The organism is Hymenobacter metallilatus (genome assembly GCF_003944705.1).
GTDB classification, from domain to species: Bacteria; Bacteroidota; Bacteroidia; order Cytophagales; family Hymenobacteraceae; genus Hymenobacter; species Hymenobacter metallilatus.
This window is the reverse complement of the sequence record NZ_RWIS01000011.1, coordinates 112,879-126,614: the sequence shown is the minus strand read 5'-3', so window position 1 is coordinate 126,614 and position 13,736 is coordinate 112,879. Positions and strand designations below refer to the sequence as shown.

The 13,736-nt window shown below is 55.5% G+C and carries 12 protein-coding genes; 5 read left to right on the top strand and 7 right to left on the bottom strand.

Going from position 1 to position 13,736, the window contains the following annotated elements:
* Positions 1-112: 112 nt before the first annotated feature.
* From EI290_RS16085 to EI290_RS22485, 6 genes are read right to left on the bottom strand one after another with little or no spacing between them, the layout of a single operon-like run.
* Positions 113-679 (bottom strand): hypothetical protein, encoded by a 567-nt coding sequence (locus EI290_RS16085; protein WP_125432469.1) that lies wholly within the window; start codon positions 677-679, stop codon positions 113-115.
* A 4-nt stretch (positions 680-683) separates the two neighbouring features.
* Positions 684-989: a hypothetical protein gene (locus EI290_RS16080; RefSeq protein WP_125432467.1), complete on the bottom strand. Its 306-nt coding sequence runs from the start codon at positions 987-989 to the stop codon at positions 684-686.
* Complete coding sequence (locus EI290_RS16075; protein ID WP_125432465.1) at positions 986-1,423, bottom strand: hypothetical protein; 438 nt, start codon at positions 1,421-1,423, stop codon at positions 986-988. The genes EI290_RS16080 and EI290_RS16075 overlap by 4 nt, the downstream gene beginning before the upstream one ends.
* A 43-nt stretch (positions 1,424-1,466) precedes the next feature.
* Positions 1,467-2,411, bottom strand: a complete 945-nt coding sequence (locus EI290_RS16070) for a GIY-YIG nuclease family protein (protein WP_125432463.1) — start codon at positions 2,409-2,411, stop codon at positions 1,467-1,469.
* A 5-nt stretch (positions 2,412-2,416) separates the two neighbouring features.
* On the bottom strand, positions 2,417-3,298 hold the full coding sequence (locus tag EI290_RS16065) for a KilA-N domain-containing protein (protein WP_185817033.1): 882 nt from the start codon (positions 3,296-3,298) through the stop codon (positions 2,417-2,419).
* 22 nt (positions 3,299-3,320) lie between these two features.
* A complete protein-coding gene (locus EI290_RS22485; RefSeq protein ID WP_185817032.1) occupies positions 3,321-3,614 on the bottom strand; it encodes a hypothetical protein in 294 nt (97 codons plus the stop codon).
* A 203-nt stretch (positions 3,615-3,817) separates the two neighbouring features.
* Here EI290_RS22485 and EI290_RS22480 point away from each other — a divergent pair, with 203 nt between their 5' ends.
* From EI290_RS22480 to EI290_RS16055, 3 genes are read left to right on the top strand one after another with little or no spacing between them, the layout of a single operon-like run.
* Positions 3,818-3,991 (top strand): hypothetical protein, encoded by a 174-nt coding sequence (locus EI290_RS22480; protein ID WP_185817031.1) that lies wholly within the window; start codon positions 3,818-3,820, stop codon positions 3,989-3,991.
* Between the two features lie 41 nt (positions 3,992-4,032).
* Positions 4,033-4,410 carry a GNAT family N-acetyltransferase gene (locus tag EI290_RS22765; RefSeq protein ID WP_125432459.1) on the top strand — a complete coding sequence of 126 codons (378 nt, stop codon included), beginning with the start codon at positions 4,033-4,035 and terminating at the stop codon, positions 4,408-4,410.
* Entirely contained in the window at positions 4,411-5,187 is a 777-nt protein-coding gene (locus EI290_RS16055; protein WP_125432457.1) for a hypothetical protein, read from the top strand.
* Between the two features lie 350 nt (positions 5,188-5,537).
* Here the strand turns inward: EI290_RS16055 and EI290_RS16050 are convergent, their stop codons facing one another.
* Positions 5,538-9,653: a phage tail tape measure protein gene (locus EI290_RS16050; protein WP_185817030.1), complete on the bottom strand. Its 4,116-nt coding sequence runs from the start codon at positions 9,651-9,653 to the stop codon at positions 5,538-5,540.
* A gap of 81 nt (positions 9,654-9,734) precedes the next feature.
* Between EI290_RS16050 and EI290_RS16045 the strand changes: the two genes are divergently transcribed.
* Both EI290_RS16045 and EI290_RS16040 read left to right on the top strand, forming a co-directional pair.
* Entirely contained in the window at positions 9,735-11,924 is a 2,190-nt protein-coding gene (locus EI290_RS16045; RefSeq protein WP_125432453.1) for a hypothetical protein, read from the top strand.
* Positions 11,924-13,735, top strand: coding sequence for a hypothetical protein (locus EI290_RS16040; RefSeq protein ID WP_125432451.1), 1,812 nt, complete (start codon positions 11,924-11,926; stop codon positions 13,733-13,735). The genes EI290_RS16045 and EI290_RS16040 overlap by 1 nt, the downstream gene beginning before the upstream one ends.
* Position 13,736: the final 1 nt, after the last annotated feature.

Sequence of the window (13,736 nt, the reverse complement as noted above, 5' to 3'; positions counted from 1 at the left end):
AACCAGCGGGGCCCAAACACCTCCCAGGCTCGCAACCAGCCCCACTTCTCAAAGCACATCAACAAGCAGGCCGATGTGAGGGCCACCAGCACCACCAACGAAAACAACTCGCTCAGCATAGTACATTGGGGGTATGCAGTTCCAGCTGAATGCGGAAGCCGGCGTATGGGTGCTGCAGTACTGGCGCTGCTACCAAGTCGGTAGTGAAGCCGCGAAATACCTCATCGAACGAGGTGTACACCCGCTGCACTAGAGTACCAGCACCCGTGAATACACGTAAAACTTCTTGAAGAATTATACCATCGTATTGATGCTCTTCTGGAGAAAAAATACGCTGCAGATTCCCCCAAAATATCCATTCGATACCCTGGGTTAGCGGTAAGGTGCCCGGCGTCGGCTCGCGCAGGTCGGTCACCGCTGGGTCGCGGGGGAGAAAGAAGCCTTGGGCCTGCACGTTGTCGTTGGGCAACACGTCACGGTACTCGCCGGCCCCGGCGTATACCTTGGGTAGGTACACCGTTTTGCCGTCGCGCTTCTCGCTATGCCGGAAGGCCTTGCCATAGCTCACCTGCAACCAGGTAAGCCGCTGGGCCAGCAGCAGTTGCAGACGCTGAATTTCGGCGTCCAGACCGACCGGGTTGGGCAGCGTGGGCGCGGTGGGGGTAGAGTAAGAAACCATCAGGCTAGTTGGCTAAAAGACGAATGTACTGGCCACCATAGCGCTGTTTGTAGCGCAGATAAGCAGTGAGCACCTGTTTGAAATCGGCCCGGATATGCAGATGCTGGCCACCCCAGAGCACCGAGCAGACCGGGTATTGAGCATCCGGAAAGATGCGCGGCTCAGTAGGCCCCAGCACGGCAGATGCCTGGGCCCATTCCCATACCCCAATACCACCCGCAACCAGCCCCTTATCATCAATCCAGATCTGCTGGGCCATGAACTCGGTGCCGTTGTTGAACTCCTTAAATTCTGGGGTAGCGTTGCTCATAAGCCGAGGGTGTCGCGGGTTTTCTGCTGTAAATCGGGCTTGATGTATGAAGTTTTAAATTCATCTAATGCCTCCTCGCTTAACCCTAAAATATCATCGCCATACTTTGATTCAAGAGCCCTGGCCTTGGAATCGGTAGCTATCATTTCGAAGCCCTTATCGCCTGTGAGTTGAGCTTTTACAGAGCTATAAAAATCACCCTCATCGTAAAGAGTAACATGCGTTGACCTGCCTTGTAATTGTTTAATTGCCAGTGTTAAAGGGCTATACTCTGGCAGTATCTCGCTTCCATCAGCTCTTTTCCCTTGCGCCAGCTGAGCAGTATTGGCATCCTCTAAAAAAGCGGCGTTTTCGTGTATAGTCTGCTCAACCTGCTCTGCTAAGACAGCGGGGAGTCTAGCGAGGCTAGTGGCGATATATTCAAGCCTAGTCACACTGTAAATGTATGTAAAATACACACACAAAAGACCATACGTACTAGCTGTTGAACCGGCCATTCAAAAGCATGATGATTGGCGACACATCAAAAAAGCACTCTGTATGACCAGAAAATAGTTTTGCAGGACGATAGCGTAAATGCTTGAATTTATTTAAAACCTCATCTTCTAAATCATAAATAAGGCCGGAATCTAATGACGCATATTTAAACATTACAGACACCTTGTAGGACTTTTCTCCTGACTCAAATCTCTTTTTTATATTATATGTGATACCCGTCTTATAAAACTTTTCGCCTTCACCTTCCAACTCAACAATGTAAAATATAGCTTGCCTGCCTCGCTGTTTAGCCATCCAGCTATTTTTGACACATCTGCGAACATCTCGCATACACATTGGGCATCCTGCCTTAGCTGTATGGTGGCCTGGAAGCTGCTCAAAAGGTCCATGATTTGGGCAAACTATCACTATTTTAGTACGCGCGTTAACGTATTGAACTTGGCTGTAGTCATAAAAATCGCCATGTCGCTTCCTAGCATGTTCGATGAATGACCCTGTGTTTTTCGCTGATAATGAAGTCAATCTACTATTGCCGCATTTTCCGCAACCATGACCCCGTAAATGCTTAGCCGGTTTTTGTTTGAATAATCCATGAACAGCACATCTTATTTCTACTAAAGTAGTCGCATCTATGTATATTGTATTTTTGTAATCATAAATATTACCGTGCACTTTAATGGCCCTTTCGATAAAACTTGTGGCACATACAGTATTATTTATTTTATAGGTATTGATACTACAGCTTGGGCAATTTTGTCCAGACAGATGGCAATTCGGGCTCTGATAAAATACCCCGTGTGCCAGGCAGGTAATAGCAACCTTACTCTTACTGTCATGATACACAACTTGCGAGTAGTCATACAAAGGCCCATGCACTGCACGGGCCTTTTCAATAAACTGTGCGGTTGTGAGTTTGGCAGGCATACTACTCAAGCAGCTAATTGACGTTGTACTCGCATTACCTGCGCAAGAATGTCTTGGTGGTAGTTATTCACATGCCCATAGCGACTATCATGCACCTTTGTTACCGCGTAGCCGTGGGCCCGACTAAGGGCAGCTGCTTGCCGGCCATATGTATTGGCTTGGTCAGGGGTCATGCGTAGACGGTGAAGAGAGGCGTACCCAGCTACCGTATAATAGTCCACGTTGGTGGTGGTAACCTTGGCTACTACTTCTTGCACCTTCTCTTCCAGCGCTACCATCCGTCGTTCCGTCTCGACGTTCTGCTGGGCTAGCATCAGAATTAACTCAGCCTGGGACTGCACAGCGGGCACAGTAGGTTGTGCTGGCATTAGTTCGACCTGCCCAGTGCGCAACAACTCAGCCACCCATTCGTCGCATTGAATTTCAAAGTCCACATTCAACCACTGGGCCAGTTTCAAGATCAGCCGCTCATGTATCCAGGTGCCATAATTAGTGCCGCCGTTTCGCACCTCAACCAAAGTGCGAAATTCAGACTTTGAGGTCGGTGTCGGGAATCCCGACACCGACTCATTGGTCGGTGTCGGGATTCCCGACCTTGCGTCTAATGCCTTGATATATCGCTTCGTGCCTTCTAAGTCGAGCCAGTGAGCAGGCCGTTTTCCGAAGATAGCGCACATAGCTGTGGCGTTGGCCATCAGCTGGCCATTGATCATTTCGAACTCAATCGGAAAGCCGTTGTAATTTTTTACTACCAGTTCACGCATGGCATTGGGTGGGTTTATGCTTGTTGACAAACAAAGTGGTGCAGCATTGAAGCCACTATCAAGACCCTTGATAGTGGCTTCCTTAAAAAGGACAGCGCAACCTGTTGGAAAGTGCATTGCCATTTTTCTTGGCACTTGCTCATGGTCAATCAGCAGAGGACACTTTCTTAAGCAAAAACACGGTACTGTTATCTTCGAACCACATCGGCACGAATATTTTCCGACGTTGTGACTCCATCGTTTCCAACTGATCAATCCACTTGCGAAGTTGGGATTGATTGGTACACGATTCTGCATTAAATCGGACTGTACTCTTTTCCTCTTGCGTAAAATAGCGCGAATTGGCACTGGCAATGAGGTTCTGACGCAGCGCGTGCAGGTTGGCCCAGAAGGCAGGATCATAAACCTGGCTTCCGCCGGTCGTTACGGTAGTTTCCATAACTTTAGGGTGTGTTTTGATGAATAGCCCTTGCCGGGGCTGTTTGGAAAATCGGAGGTCAGTCCTTGCCGGGACTGGCCTCTTTCTTATTTACTTCAAATATACTAGTAAATTATTTGTAAACAAGTATTATCAATATGAATTACTAGTATATTATTAAGTTTGCACTACATTTACATTACATCCTGACGAGCTACACGCCCATGAAACAAGATGACAAATCAAGGAAGCCACAGATAGGCATTCAGGTAGAGCCTGATGAAAAAGAACTGTTTGAAGCTGTTGCTAAAGCCAGAGGCACTAAAGTGGCCACTCTTATGAAGCTGTTGATGCATGACGAGGCTCGCCGTCTGGGTATTCAAAAGTCTACCCCTTGATACTTCCTACTAAGTTGCTGTAGCGCCTTTTTTTTACCCATATTGTATTTAAAATACATACAATACTGAAGCCTACCCTATCCCTTTTCTGGTCGAAAATCGATGTAGACAAGCCCAATACCGTCTATATCCAGGCCCGCTACGCCGGCGGCCCATGCGTCGCGCAGCTGTGTCTGGATGTAGAAGATTCGGCCGGGTGGATACGGGCGGTGTACGTGCAGGAAGCTTACCAGGGCCGAGGGCTGGGCTCCCTACTGCTGGGCCGGGCTTTCGCCGTATGCCGGGCCCTGCGCTTTGAAACCGTGGGCCTCACGGTGCACCACGAAAACGAGAAAGCCCGCACTCTTTACCAGCGACTGGGCTTTGTGCGCTTTCTGGATGGCCACGAAAACTATCAACAGTACATCAAACCTCTCTAAATGCGTACCCTCTCCCTTGGTAATAACCACCAACTGCAGTATTACCAATCTATTCTGGAACTACCCGCCGCTCGGCACTTGGAATATCAGTGTTATGCTGCTTTGCAAGCAGGTGTGGGCGCAACGGAAGCTGACGCCCAACGCCACGAGCAGTTAGCAGCTTACTTTGGCAGTCGGCCGGGTAAAGAGCAGCAGCAGTTCCTGGCACTCAGCAATGCTCACTATGCCCGTCATTTCGCCGAGACACACTATTCGCCTACGCGCTTGGCTTTCGCCGTGCTAGTGGCCAGCGTAGATGGTGAACCTGCCATGGATATTACAGAAGATGGCTTACACGCATTGCTAAGCCACTTGGATACACTTGGCCTGACAGATGCACATACTATGGAGGCGTTGAAGGCTGCGCGAAATGCGTTCAGAGAGGAATTAGCCGTGCATTTTCCTGCTCGCTTTGCTGACGATGCAGATGAGTTGCTGCGTGCCTCGCATTTGAAGCGGCGCGCCTTGGCTCTCTGCGACCTTATTTTAGGCTCAGATCAGGCTGCGTTACAAACCATCGAAGACATGGACAATGCACTACTGGATATGATGGAGCCAGATATATTTGAGACTGGAGACCCACAGAACACCCTAGTATTGCAACGCCGGGCTTTTGGACAGCTTTGCGCCGTGTTAGCACAGAATGGTACACCTGAGCCGGAAAAGCTTACACTATTTCAGTTTCACTCACGGGTAGAACATGTTACTGAACAGATTAAGCGAGAGAACAGGAAGTAAAAAAGCCCCGGCCAACAGGTCGGGGCTTTTTTGTAGTTTGTGGGCGATGAAATACACTGTACTAATTCTTTTCTTATTTAGCAGTTGTGCTCCTTCTCCTGAAAAGCAGGCAGTAACAGCAGCCGAACAGGCAGCTGCTCGGCTGCTACGGGCGCCATCCTACACACCGCTAGCGAGTAGGGCAAAGCCGATAAAAGGAGGGTACTCTGTCGTGCATACTTTCACCGGAGGTAGAGCCGAAGGCCCTGCCGATAAGCGTGACTCTATCGAGTTTATTGTCGAGTCGACGAAGGAAGTGTTTTTCATATCAGGCAGTGACACGGTTGTAGCCCTATAAATTAGTTCTCCTGCTACCCATTCCGTCGATACAGCTTATTAATGTACCGCGTGGTGTTTTCTCCCCGCTTGGTAAACAGCTCCCAGCCCCGATCCGTGAGCCGCTGCTCTGGTCGTTCGTGCAGGGCGCGGATGAGTTGCTCGGTTTGCAGGGCTAGGGCATCCCGCAATTCCCCGGCCGTATCCTGTTGCAGTGGTTGCGCTTGCGCTATCTGTTGGGCACCTCCTATCAGCATGCGGGCGTATTGCTGAGAATACTGCTGGGCTACAGCCGCGGGCTCCCGTAGTCGGGGTACAGAGGCCAGCAACTGCCGAGTTTTGTCGGCCGTGTGTACGTCGGCCCCTGCCGGTAGATACGTTACGGTGGGCTGACTGAACAGCTGAGCTTGGCCGCTGGGCATGGTCACCAATTCCGGACCCTTTTCACCTACCCAGGCCCATTCAGCCGGGCCACCGTCGCGGCCTACGAAGTACTGCGGCAACGGCTGAGCCAATACGGTAGCCACCTGCAATGCACCAGCCGCCAAGGCAAACGCACTAAAGGGTAGGCCAAAGGTGGCCGGACTTTCCGCAAACGACTTCGCCACGGCCACGGCGGTAGAAAGCCCAATTTCAAATAGCGCGGCTTGCCGCTTATCCTGGGCATCCTTCCGCTTGGCAGCCCGGATTCGTGCATCAAACTGCGTTTCAATCTGTGCTCGCAACTCCGCATTTTCCCCGGCTATTGCCAGTTCCGCCTGTTTCTGTTGCTCCAAATTATCTAGGATAGTTGCATTGCGTCCGGCCTGTATCTGTGCATAGGCCTCTAAGCCTTGGAACGCCAAATTGATACTGGCTTGCTCGATTTGCCGCTTCCGCTCTTCTGCCGCCTGTTTATTGGCCGCGTCCTGGTCGTATAAGCGTTTGCGCTCGTCCACATCATCCTGCATGCGTTTCAGGGCCCGCTCGCTGCTCAGGTCTAGTTCGCGCTCTACCTTGGCTAAGTCATCGGGGTTAATGCCGTTGACCTTGAACTCCAGCACAGGCACCGTTACGCGCTCCTGCAAGCTGTCTAGCTCTTTCTGCACGGCTATGCGCGTTTCCCGCACCACTACCAGCCGTTTTGCCGAGGCGGCTTTCTCGGCATCCAGCACCTCCGCATTGGAGACGTTGCGCTTGTTTTTAATCCCGGTCAGCTCGTTACTGATTTCCGCGTTTTTAGCGGTGGCCTCTTCGCCAATGATGCGGATGCGGAGGCCCGACGCTTTGCGCTCAGCGGAGACGATTTGATCCTGCAGACCCCGGATCTGGGATGTGTAGGCTTCCCCGTTCAGGTTTTTAGCCTCAAACAGTCGCCCAGCTTCTTCCTGGGCTTTTTTAGCCTGAGCAATCAAGCGTTCCTGCTGCTGCACCTGCTCTTGTAAACGGGCTTTGCGGGCTTCTGCTTGGGCTTTGGCGTTGCGGTCTAGTACGGCCGCATTTTCTTCGGCGGCTTGGGTGTTGTCCTTTGTGGCCTTGGCGGTGGCGTCGGTGGCCCCAGCGAGAGTTTTCTGGATAAAGGCCGCGTCAAAACCAAGCCGCTTTAACTCGGCCATGTAGCGGTTGTACTCGGCTTGGGCTTCGCTGAGGCGGCGGGTGGAGGCGGTTAGGTCGTTTTGGGTGAAAGTATAATTTGTAATAGCTGTGTTCTCAGCTACCGAGATCTTGCTTCTCGGATTGAACACAGGCGCTTTACCATCAGATATGCGCGTGAATACCTTTTTACTACTGCCTAACAGGCCCTGCGCTTCTCGCTGGGCATACTTGATACCTGCCGCTTCCAACTGCTGCTGCCGGGTTTGCAGTTGAATTTTCAACGTTCTGGTCAACTCCTTTTCCTTGGCAATTCGGTCGTTTTTCACCGCTTCTGCTTTGAGCACCAAACTGCTGGCCTCCTGATTCGCAAGTAGGAGCCGCTGCTTAATGGCTTCGCGCACGGCCTCTTTATTCAACTGAAGTGCCCCTGTCTCTTTCGAAATAGCAACAACGCTTTCCCCAAGCGTATCCTTTAGCTTCAGTGTAATGCTATCCAACTCCTTTTTCTCGGCGGTGGTGGGCTTCACGCCGTTCGCCGTTAGCTCCTCATAGCGAGTCAACAGCTGCTGGGCAGAGGCGGCCTGCTGCTGGTTGGCCTGAATTAACCGACTCGATACCTGCACCTGCTCTTCCACCGTCTTTTTCAGCCCCGTCAGCCGCGCTACGAAGTCAGCCAGCCCGTTGGCCGCATCCTTGAACAGGGGCGAAAAGCCACGCAGGAACGAAGAACCCGCACTGAGCAGCACCGTTTTCAGGCGAGTACCCGCTGCCGCTGCGTTATCCATCTGTTTGCTGGCCTGCTCGGTGGCCGTCTGCGTGCCGGTCAGGGCCGTGGTAAGGCTACGCACCTTCTCGCGCCCCTCAACCAATATCTTGGCCGCGTTGGCGTTTTCCAGCCCAAACAGCTTGGTGTACTGGGCCGTGCTCAGGTTGCGCTTGCCCAGCGTGTCCAACGCCTTTTCCAAGCCGACGACTTCGGGGTTGGTCTCCCGCGCCCCACTCGCGAGCTTGGCCAGTACGTTGCGCAGGTTCACACCCGCCTGCTCGCCCTTGATGCTGCGTTCAGCGAGCGTTTGTACCAAGGCCACGGTCTGCTCAATACTCAGGTTTGCTGAGGCCGCATTCACCCCGGCGTATTTGAGACTCGCAGCCGTTTGGGCAATCGTCGCTGCGCCCTCCTTGGCCCCTGCAGCCAACGTGTTGACGTAGCGGCCGGCCTGCTGGGCCGTGGCCCCGAACTGGTTCATCACAGAGGTGAGGGAATCAGCTGCATCCGGCAACGCCTCACCGGAAGCAGACGCCAAGAGCAGCGCCTGTTCGGTCACGGCCACCAACCCCTCTTTGCTCTTAAGCAGGTCCGGCTGGGCGCTACCAATCAACTCAAAGGCTTTGAGTGTGTCAGCGCCCGACTTGCCCATTGCCGGGCCAATGCGCAGGGCGGCATCGGCAAAGAACTCCAAGTCCTTGCCCGTCGCGCCGGTAATGGCAGCCAGACTGCTCTGCGCTGCTTCAAACGCAAGGTAGTCATCATAGGCCGCGCCCACCGCCTGGCTCAGGGCCTGCAAGCCGGCATAGGCGGATACAGTAGAACCCAGGAAACCCAACAGCCCCGCCTCTGCTTTCTGCGTGGTGGTGGCAAAGCCGCTGGTATGCTGCTGACTCTGCTGCACGCCCACGCCGTAGCTGCGCAACTCGCCGTTGACCTTCTCTAACTCTGTATCGGTGTTGCGCAATTCCTGCTGCAGCTTTTCCTGTTGCTCAACGGAAAGCCCTGTTGCCCGCGCCTGCGTGCGCAACGCTTGGCTATCCGCTTCCAGGCTGCGCTGCTGCTGCATTAAGGCGGAAATACTCTCGCGTAGGCTCTCGGCATACCGGCCTACGTTGGCTCGGCCATTGTTGACACCTTGCCCAAAATCAATGAGTGCTTTATTGATTTCGCCCAACCGTTTTTTCAACTGTTGCGCTTCTTCGCTGTTGCCCTCTATGCCACCCTCTAAGGATTTGAGTTGCTCGTCCAACCGACGTGCCTCGGCTTCTAATGCCCGATAACTGCCCTGCGTAGCGGTGAATACGCTACTGGTACCACGTAGGGCCCGGCTTAGCTCTTGAGTTTCGGTTTTAAGCTCCAAGATGCGTTGAGCTGCTAGGCGCGCTCCTTCTACGTCCTTGGCTGCAAACGCGGCCTTTAGGGCGACCTGCTGCTCACGTAAACTCCTGGTCAGTTCGTCGGTGCCTTCTTTGGCGTTGCGGCGTACCGTTTGCAAGCCAGCTAACGCAGCTTTGTATCGCTCCTGCTCCTGAGCCAATCTAGTCAGAGCAGCATTCATCTCATCCAACCCCGCCCGGCTTTGCTTATTGGTAATATTGACTTGTTGAGTTTGCGTCTGAAGCCCTTGGGTTGACGTTAGAATAGCCGCCATTCCGGCTGCAATACGTTGCGCATCGGAATCCAAATTTTTGGCAAACGCCCGGTAGTTGCGGTTGAGCCCCTGTACTGATTTGCTAAAATCCAAGAGCTCCTGAGCACCCGGGCCTAGTCCATCAAATAAGTCGGAGTAATTAATTGCATTGCTCATGTATGTAAAATACATACAATATTATTCAGCAATCAACCCCTTTGCTTTCGTGAAAATATTGTATGTATTTTACATACAATAATGTTAGACCAAAACCAGACCCTTCTGCGCTTTACCCTGCTGAGCGAACTACTAGGCCCGCAACGGCAGAGCACCGACCCGATCGGCTGGGAAGAAATGGGCGTTACGCTGCACCGCGACCCGAAATACCACGGGCTTTCCACTGAGTATATGGTGGAATTAGGCTTCGTGAAAGAGGGCCGCGCCTACCTGACCCAGGTGCTGGATATAGCTGGCCCCGAGGCGGAAATAGATCTACTGGTAGAAGTGTACGACCCCAACACGTTCTGCTGGGAAACCTACTACCAGGGCCGTATCAATATGAGCGGTGCTACGCAGACCGCCACCGAGTTTCGGTGCCTTGTTGAGAAGCCAGGCTTCACGCAGAAGTTCCTGAACCGGGAAGATACCACCGTGGACCTATTGGGCCGCGAGTCGGTAAGCGGTAAAGCTCTACCTGCGTTTGCACCCACTACAATAGAACTGCACAGCAAAGCTATTCGGCAGCGGTATGAGGTTATCACACCCGACTCCCCTGTTCCTCCATTCCCCGACTACGTGACCGACGGTAACAGCCGCTTTAAGGTGATGTACTTTGGGTTTGGCTCAGCCGTGGTAGATGAGTTCGGCGTACAGGAAACCTACGCTGGTACCGTCACCATGCCAGATACAAATCCAGAAGTGCCGGTGTACACCACCCAGGAACGGGGGCTGTTCAGCATCGATTTCAATATTCAGTGTTTGCTGCGGATTCAGCGGCAGAACGGCAAAGGGGACTTTGACAAAGCCGAGGGCAAGGTGTATTTCCGCCTGAACGACGAGCCGCCAATCGAGTTGTTTTCCTTTCAGGACGCTGGCATTGCCGGCGAGTACCGCAAGCAGCTGACAGCCGCCTACCGTATCACCCGTCCGCTGAACATCGGCGACCGGATTTACCTGTACGGCCGCCTGCACGTCTACGACATCAGCGGCCCCGCCATTGGTCCGTACCAGTTTACGGTGCTGCTGGAGATGCAGCCCGGCTCCTATTTCCGCATGCAGGCTGATACGCAGACCGACCCGACCCCGGCGGCCGGGCTGTTGGTGTATGAGGCGCTGGACCGGCTTGCCCAGGCCTTGACCGACCAGCCGGTGGCGTTGCGCAGCACTTTCTACGGCCGCACCGATACGGTGCCTGCCTACCCCGCCGACGGCCCGGGCAGCCTGCTGCTGGTAACCAGCGGCTTCCAGGTGCGCGGGTTCCCGCTCCTGCTTAAATCATTGTACGCTACCTGGAAAGACCTGTTCGACTCGCTCTATGCCGCGCACTGGCTGGGCTACGGCACCGAACGGCTACCGGATGGCGCGGAAGTGCTGCGGGTAGAGCAGGCCAGCTACTTCTATGCCGAACAGGTCGTGCTGACGCTGGCCGCCCCGGTGCAGGACTACCTGCCGGATACGGCTGGCACACTCATCAGCAATCTGCTGCTGAAAGAACTACCGGACCGCACCTACATTACGGCCAAAGCCGGCTGGCAGAAGTGGCAAACCCAGCGCCTGAACGGGCTGGACGAGTTCAACGCCACCCGCGAATGGGCACTCCCCCTGGTGCAGCCGCAGGCCACCTACGATGCCGTGGGCAACTACATTACGGCTGGCTTTTACCTGGAAAGCACCCGCCGGCAGCGCTACGATGCCACCGCTACCACTGATACCGGCAGCGACAACGAGAACTTCCTGATCTGCCTGCTGCGGGCCCCGCTGGGTACGTTTCAGACCGAGCGCAACCAACTGTTTGCCGAGGTGTCGGGGCTGTATTCTCCGGATACCGCCTACAACCTACGCCTCTCCCCCGCCCGCATGTTGCGCCGCCACGGCCCTGCTCTGGCCGCCGGACTGCGCTACCAGCAGGGCCGCCGGCTGCGCTTCAGCTTCGGGGAAGGCAACAACACGCTCAGCACCCGCTTGCCGGGCGAAACAGCAGTAGCCGAACACGCTGACATCCCGGTAGCCGCCCTCGGCGAGCCGTTGTGGCGGGCGCAGTCCTGGGAGTTTACCGCGCCCTGTACACGGGCCCAGGCCGCCGCTGTGCTGGCTAATCCACGGGGCCGGGTGCGGTTCCAGGATGAGCGCGGGCAGTGGCAGGAAGGCTGGCTGCTGGATTTCAAACACACGCTGAGCCGCGAGCAGGCTGATTTTACCCTGCTGCGCTGCCATACCCCTTCCGCGTAATGGCTTACAAACGCTACCGCACCGCCTACACCTTTGATCAGGTCGTGCAGGACCCGGACCCGCAGATTTCCTCCGAACTCTACTTCGTCGAGACGTGGGACTTCGATACGGTTACGCGCACCATACTGTACCGCGACGGCAGCCAGAACCCGCGGTTTTCCCGCTATACCGGGCAAGGTAGTACCGACCCGATTCCGGAAGATGTTGAGGTGCTGGGCGAGGTACATGCGGAATGCTTCGGCACCACCCGCCGGGCCTATATCCACGTAGGCGGCGGCCTCATCACCCCGCAGGATACCCCGAACGCCACCGAGTGCGGCTTCGGCGCGCTGGCCTGGGAACGGGTAACGCCGTTTTCGCCGGCTCCAGGCCAGACCACCGGCCGGGTGCAGCTGGACACCACCGGCGGCACGGCCCCGCTGAATTACGAAATCATTGGCCCCGGCCCGGCCCGCACCGGGCAGCTCAACAACGACGGGTGGGTAGAAGTAACCGGCCTGACCGCGCCGGCCACCTACCTGGCCCGCGTAACCGACAGCTCTGCCCCGGCCCAGATCCTGGAACAGGAATTTCGGCTGGTAGCCGCCGTTGTCGGTGGCTGCACCGACCGGGCCGCCAACAACTTCAACCCAAACGCCCGCTACGAGGATGGGAGCTGCACCTACGCCCCGCCGGTACGCAAACCGGTCTTCAGGGTGCCGCGCCTGAACCCGCTCCGGTTCGTGCTGGAGCAGGCTACCGATACCTGCGCAGTGTTTGAGACGCTGGATAATACGCTGTTCTGCCACCAGACCCGTCCTGGCCAGCAGCTGCGGCCGTTGTTCCGGCAGAAAGTACAGTTCTGCGACCTGCTTGCCCTGCAGGTGCACACCGATTTTACGGCGGTTCAGGCCGAAATCTACCGGCCCCAAACCGGCCAACTGGTGCGTACCCAGCCGCTGGTACTGGTACAGCGCCTGACTGGGCTGTCTGATCCATTGGCTGTATCGCTGCGCGAGTATAGCGGTGGGCTCACCGCATTGATAGCCGAAGCCGGGGCGCTGCCGCCGTCGTTGCGCCGAGCCGGGCGGCTTACGCTCAACGGTGGTGCATCGGGCACCTACCGCGTGCGGGAAGTAGCTTGGCTGGATGGCGAGCAGGTGTTGGTGCTGACTCGCCCATGGGCACCGGCCGCCGGCGACATCAGTGCCCGCTGGCAGCTGGACATTGTGGACTTCAACGTCTGGGAAGCGGTGCTGAACCTATCCGGGCTGGCCGCCGGCGACTACCAGGTAAAGCTGCGGGGCACCGATGCGACCGAAGCCGACGTAGTAGCCGTCTCCGAACCGCTGCACCTGGCTGCTGAGCACCACAACACGGTGGTAGTAGAGTACCGCAACCGCGACAACGCCTTCGGTATGGTGTGGACAACCGGCATGCAGGGCCGGTTGCGGCTGCCGGGGACCTTTTTCCGCCGCAAGCCGGCCAGCGACGCCACCGTGCACCGCTCCAGCAGCGGGGTACCGACGATGCTTTCTTCCGCGGTGCGACGGCAGCTGGTGCTGGAAACGGCCGGGCTGCCAGACTGGCTACATGAGCAGCTTACGCTGGTATTCCGCCTGGATGAGGTGCGGGTGCAGGGTCGGGCCGTGCTGGCGCCCGATGCCTATGAGGCCACCGAACTGCGCAACTACCCGCTGTCGGCGGGGCAGGTCACACTGGAACTGCTCGACGGCTTCGGCACGGGCAACAGCACCGATAACGGGGCGCTGCCAACCACAGATGATTCCTTACTGGAGCTGCGCCAAGGCGGGTTCCTTAAACTCCATTAAG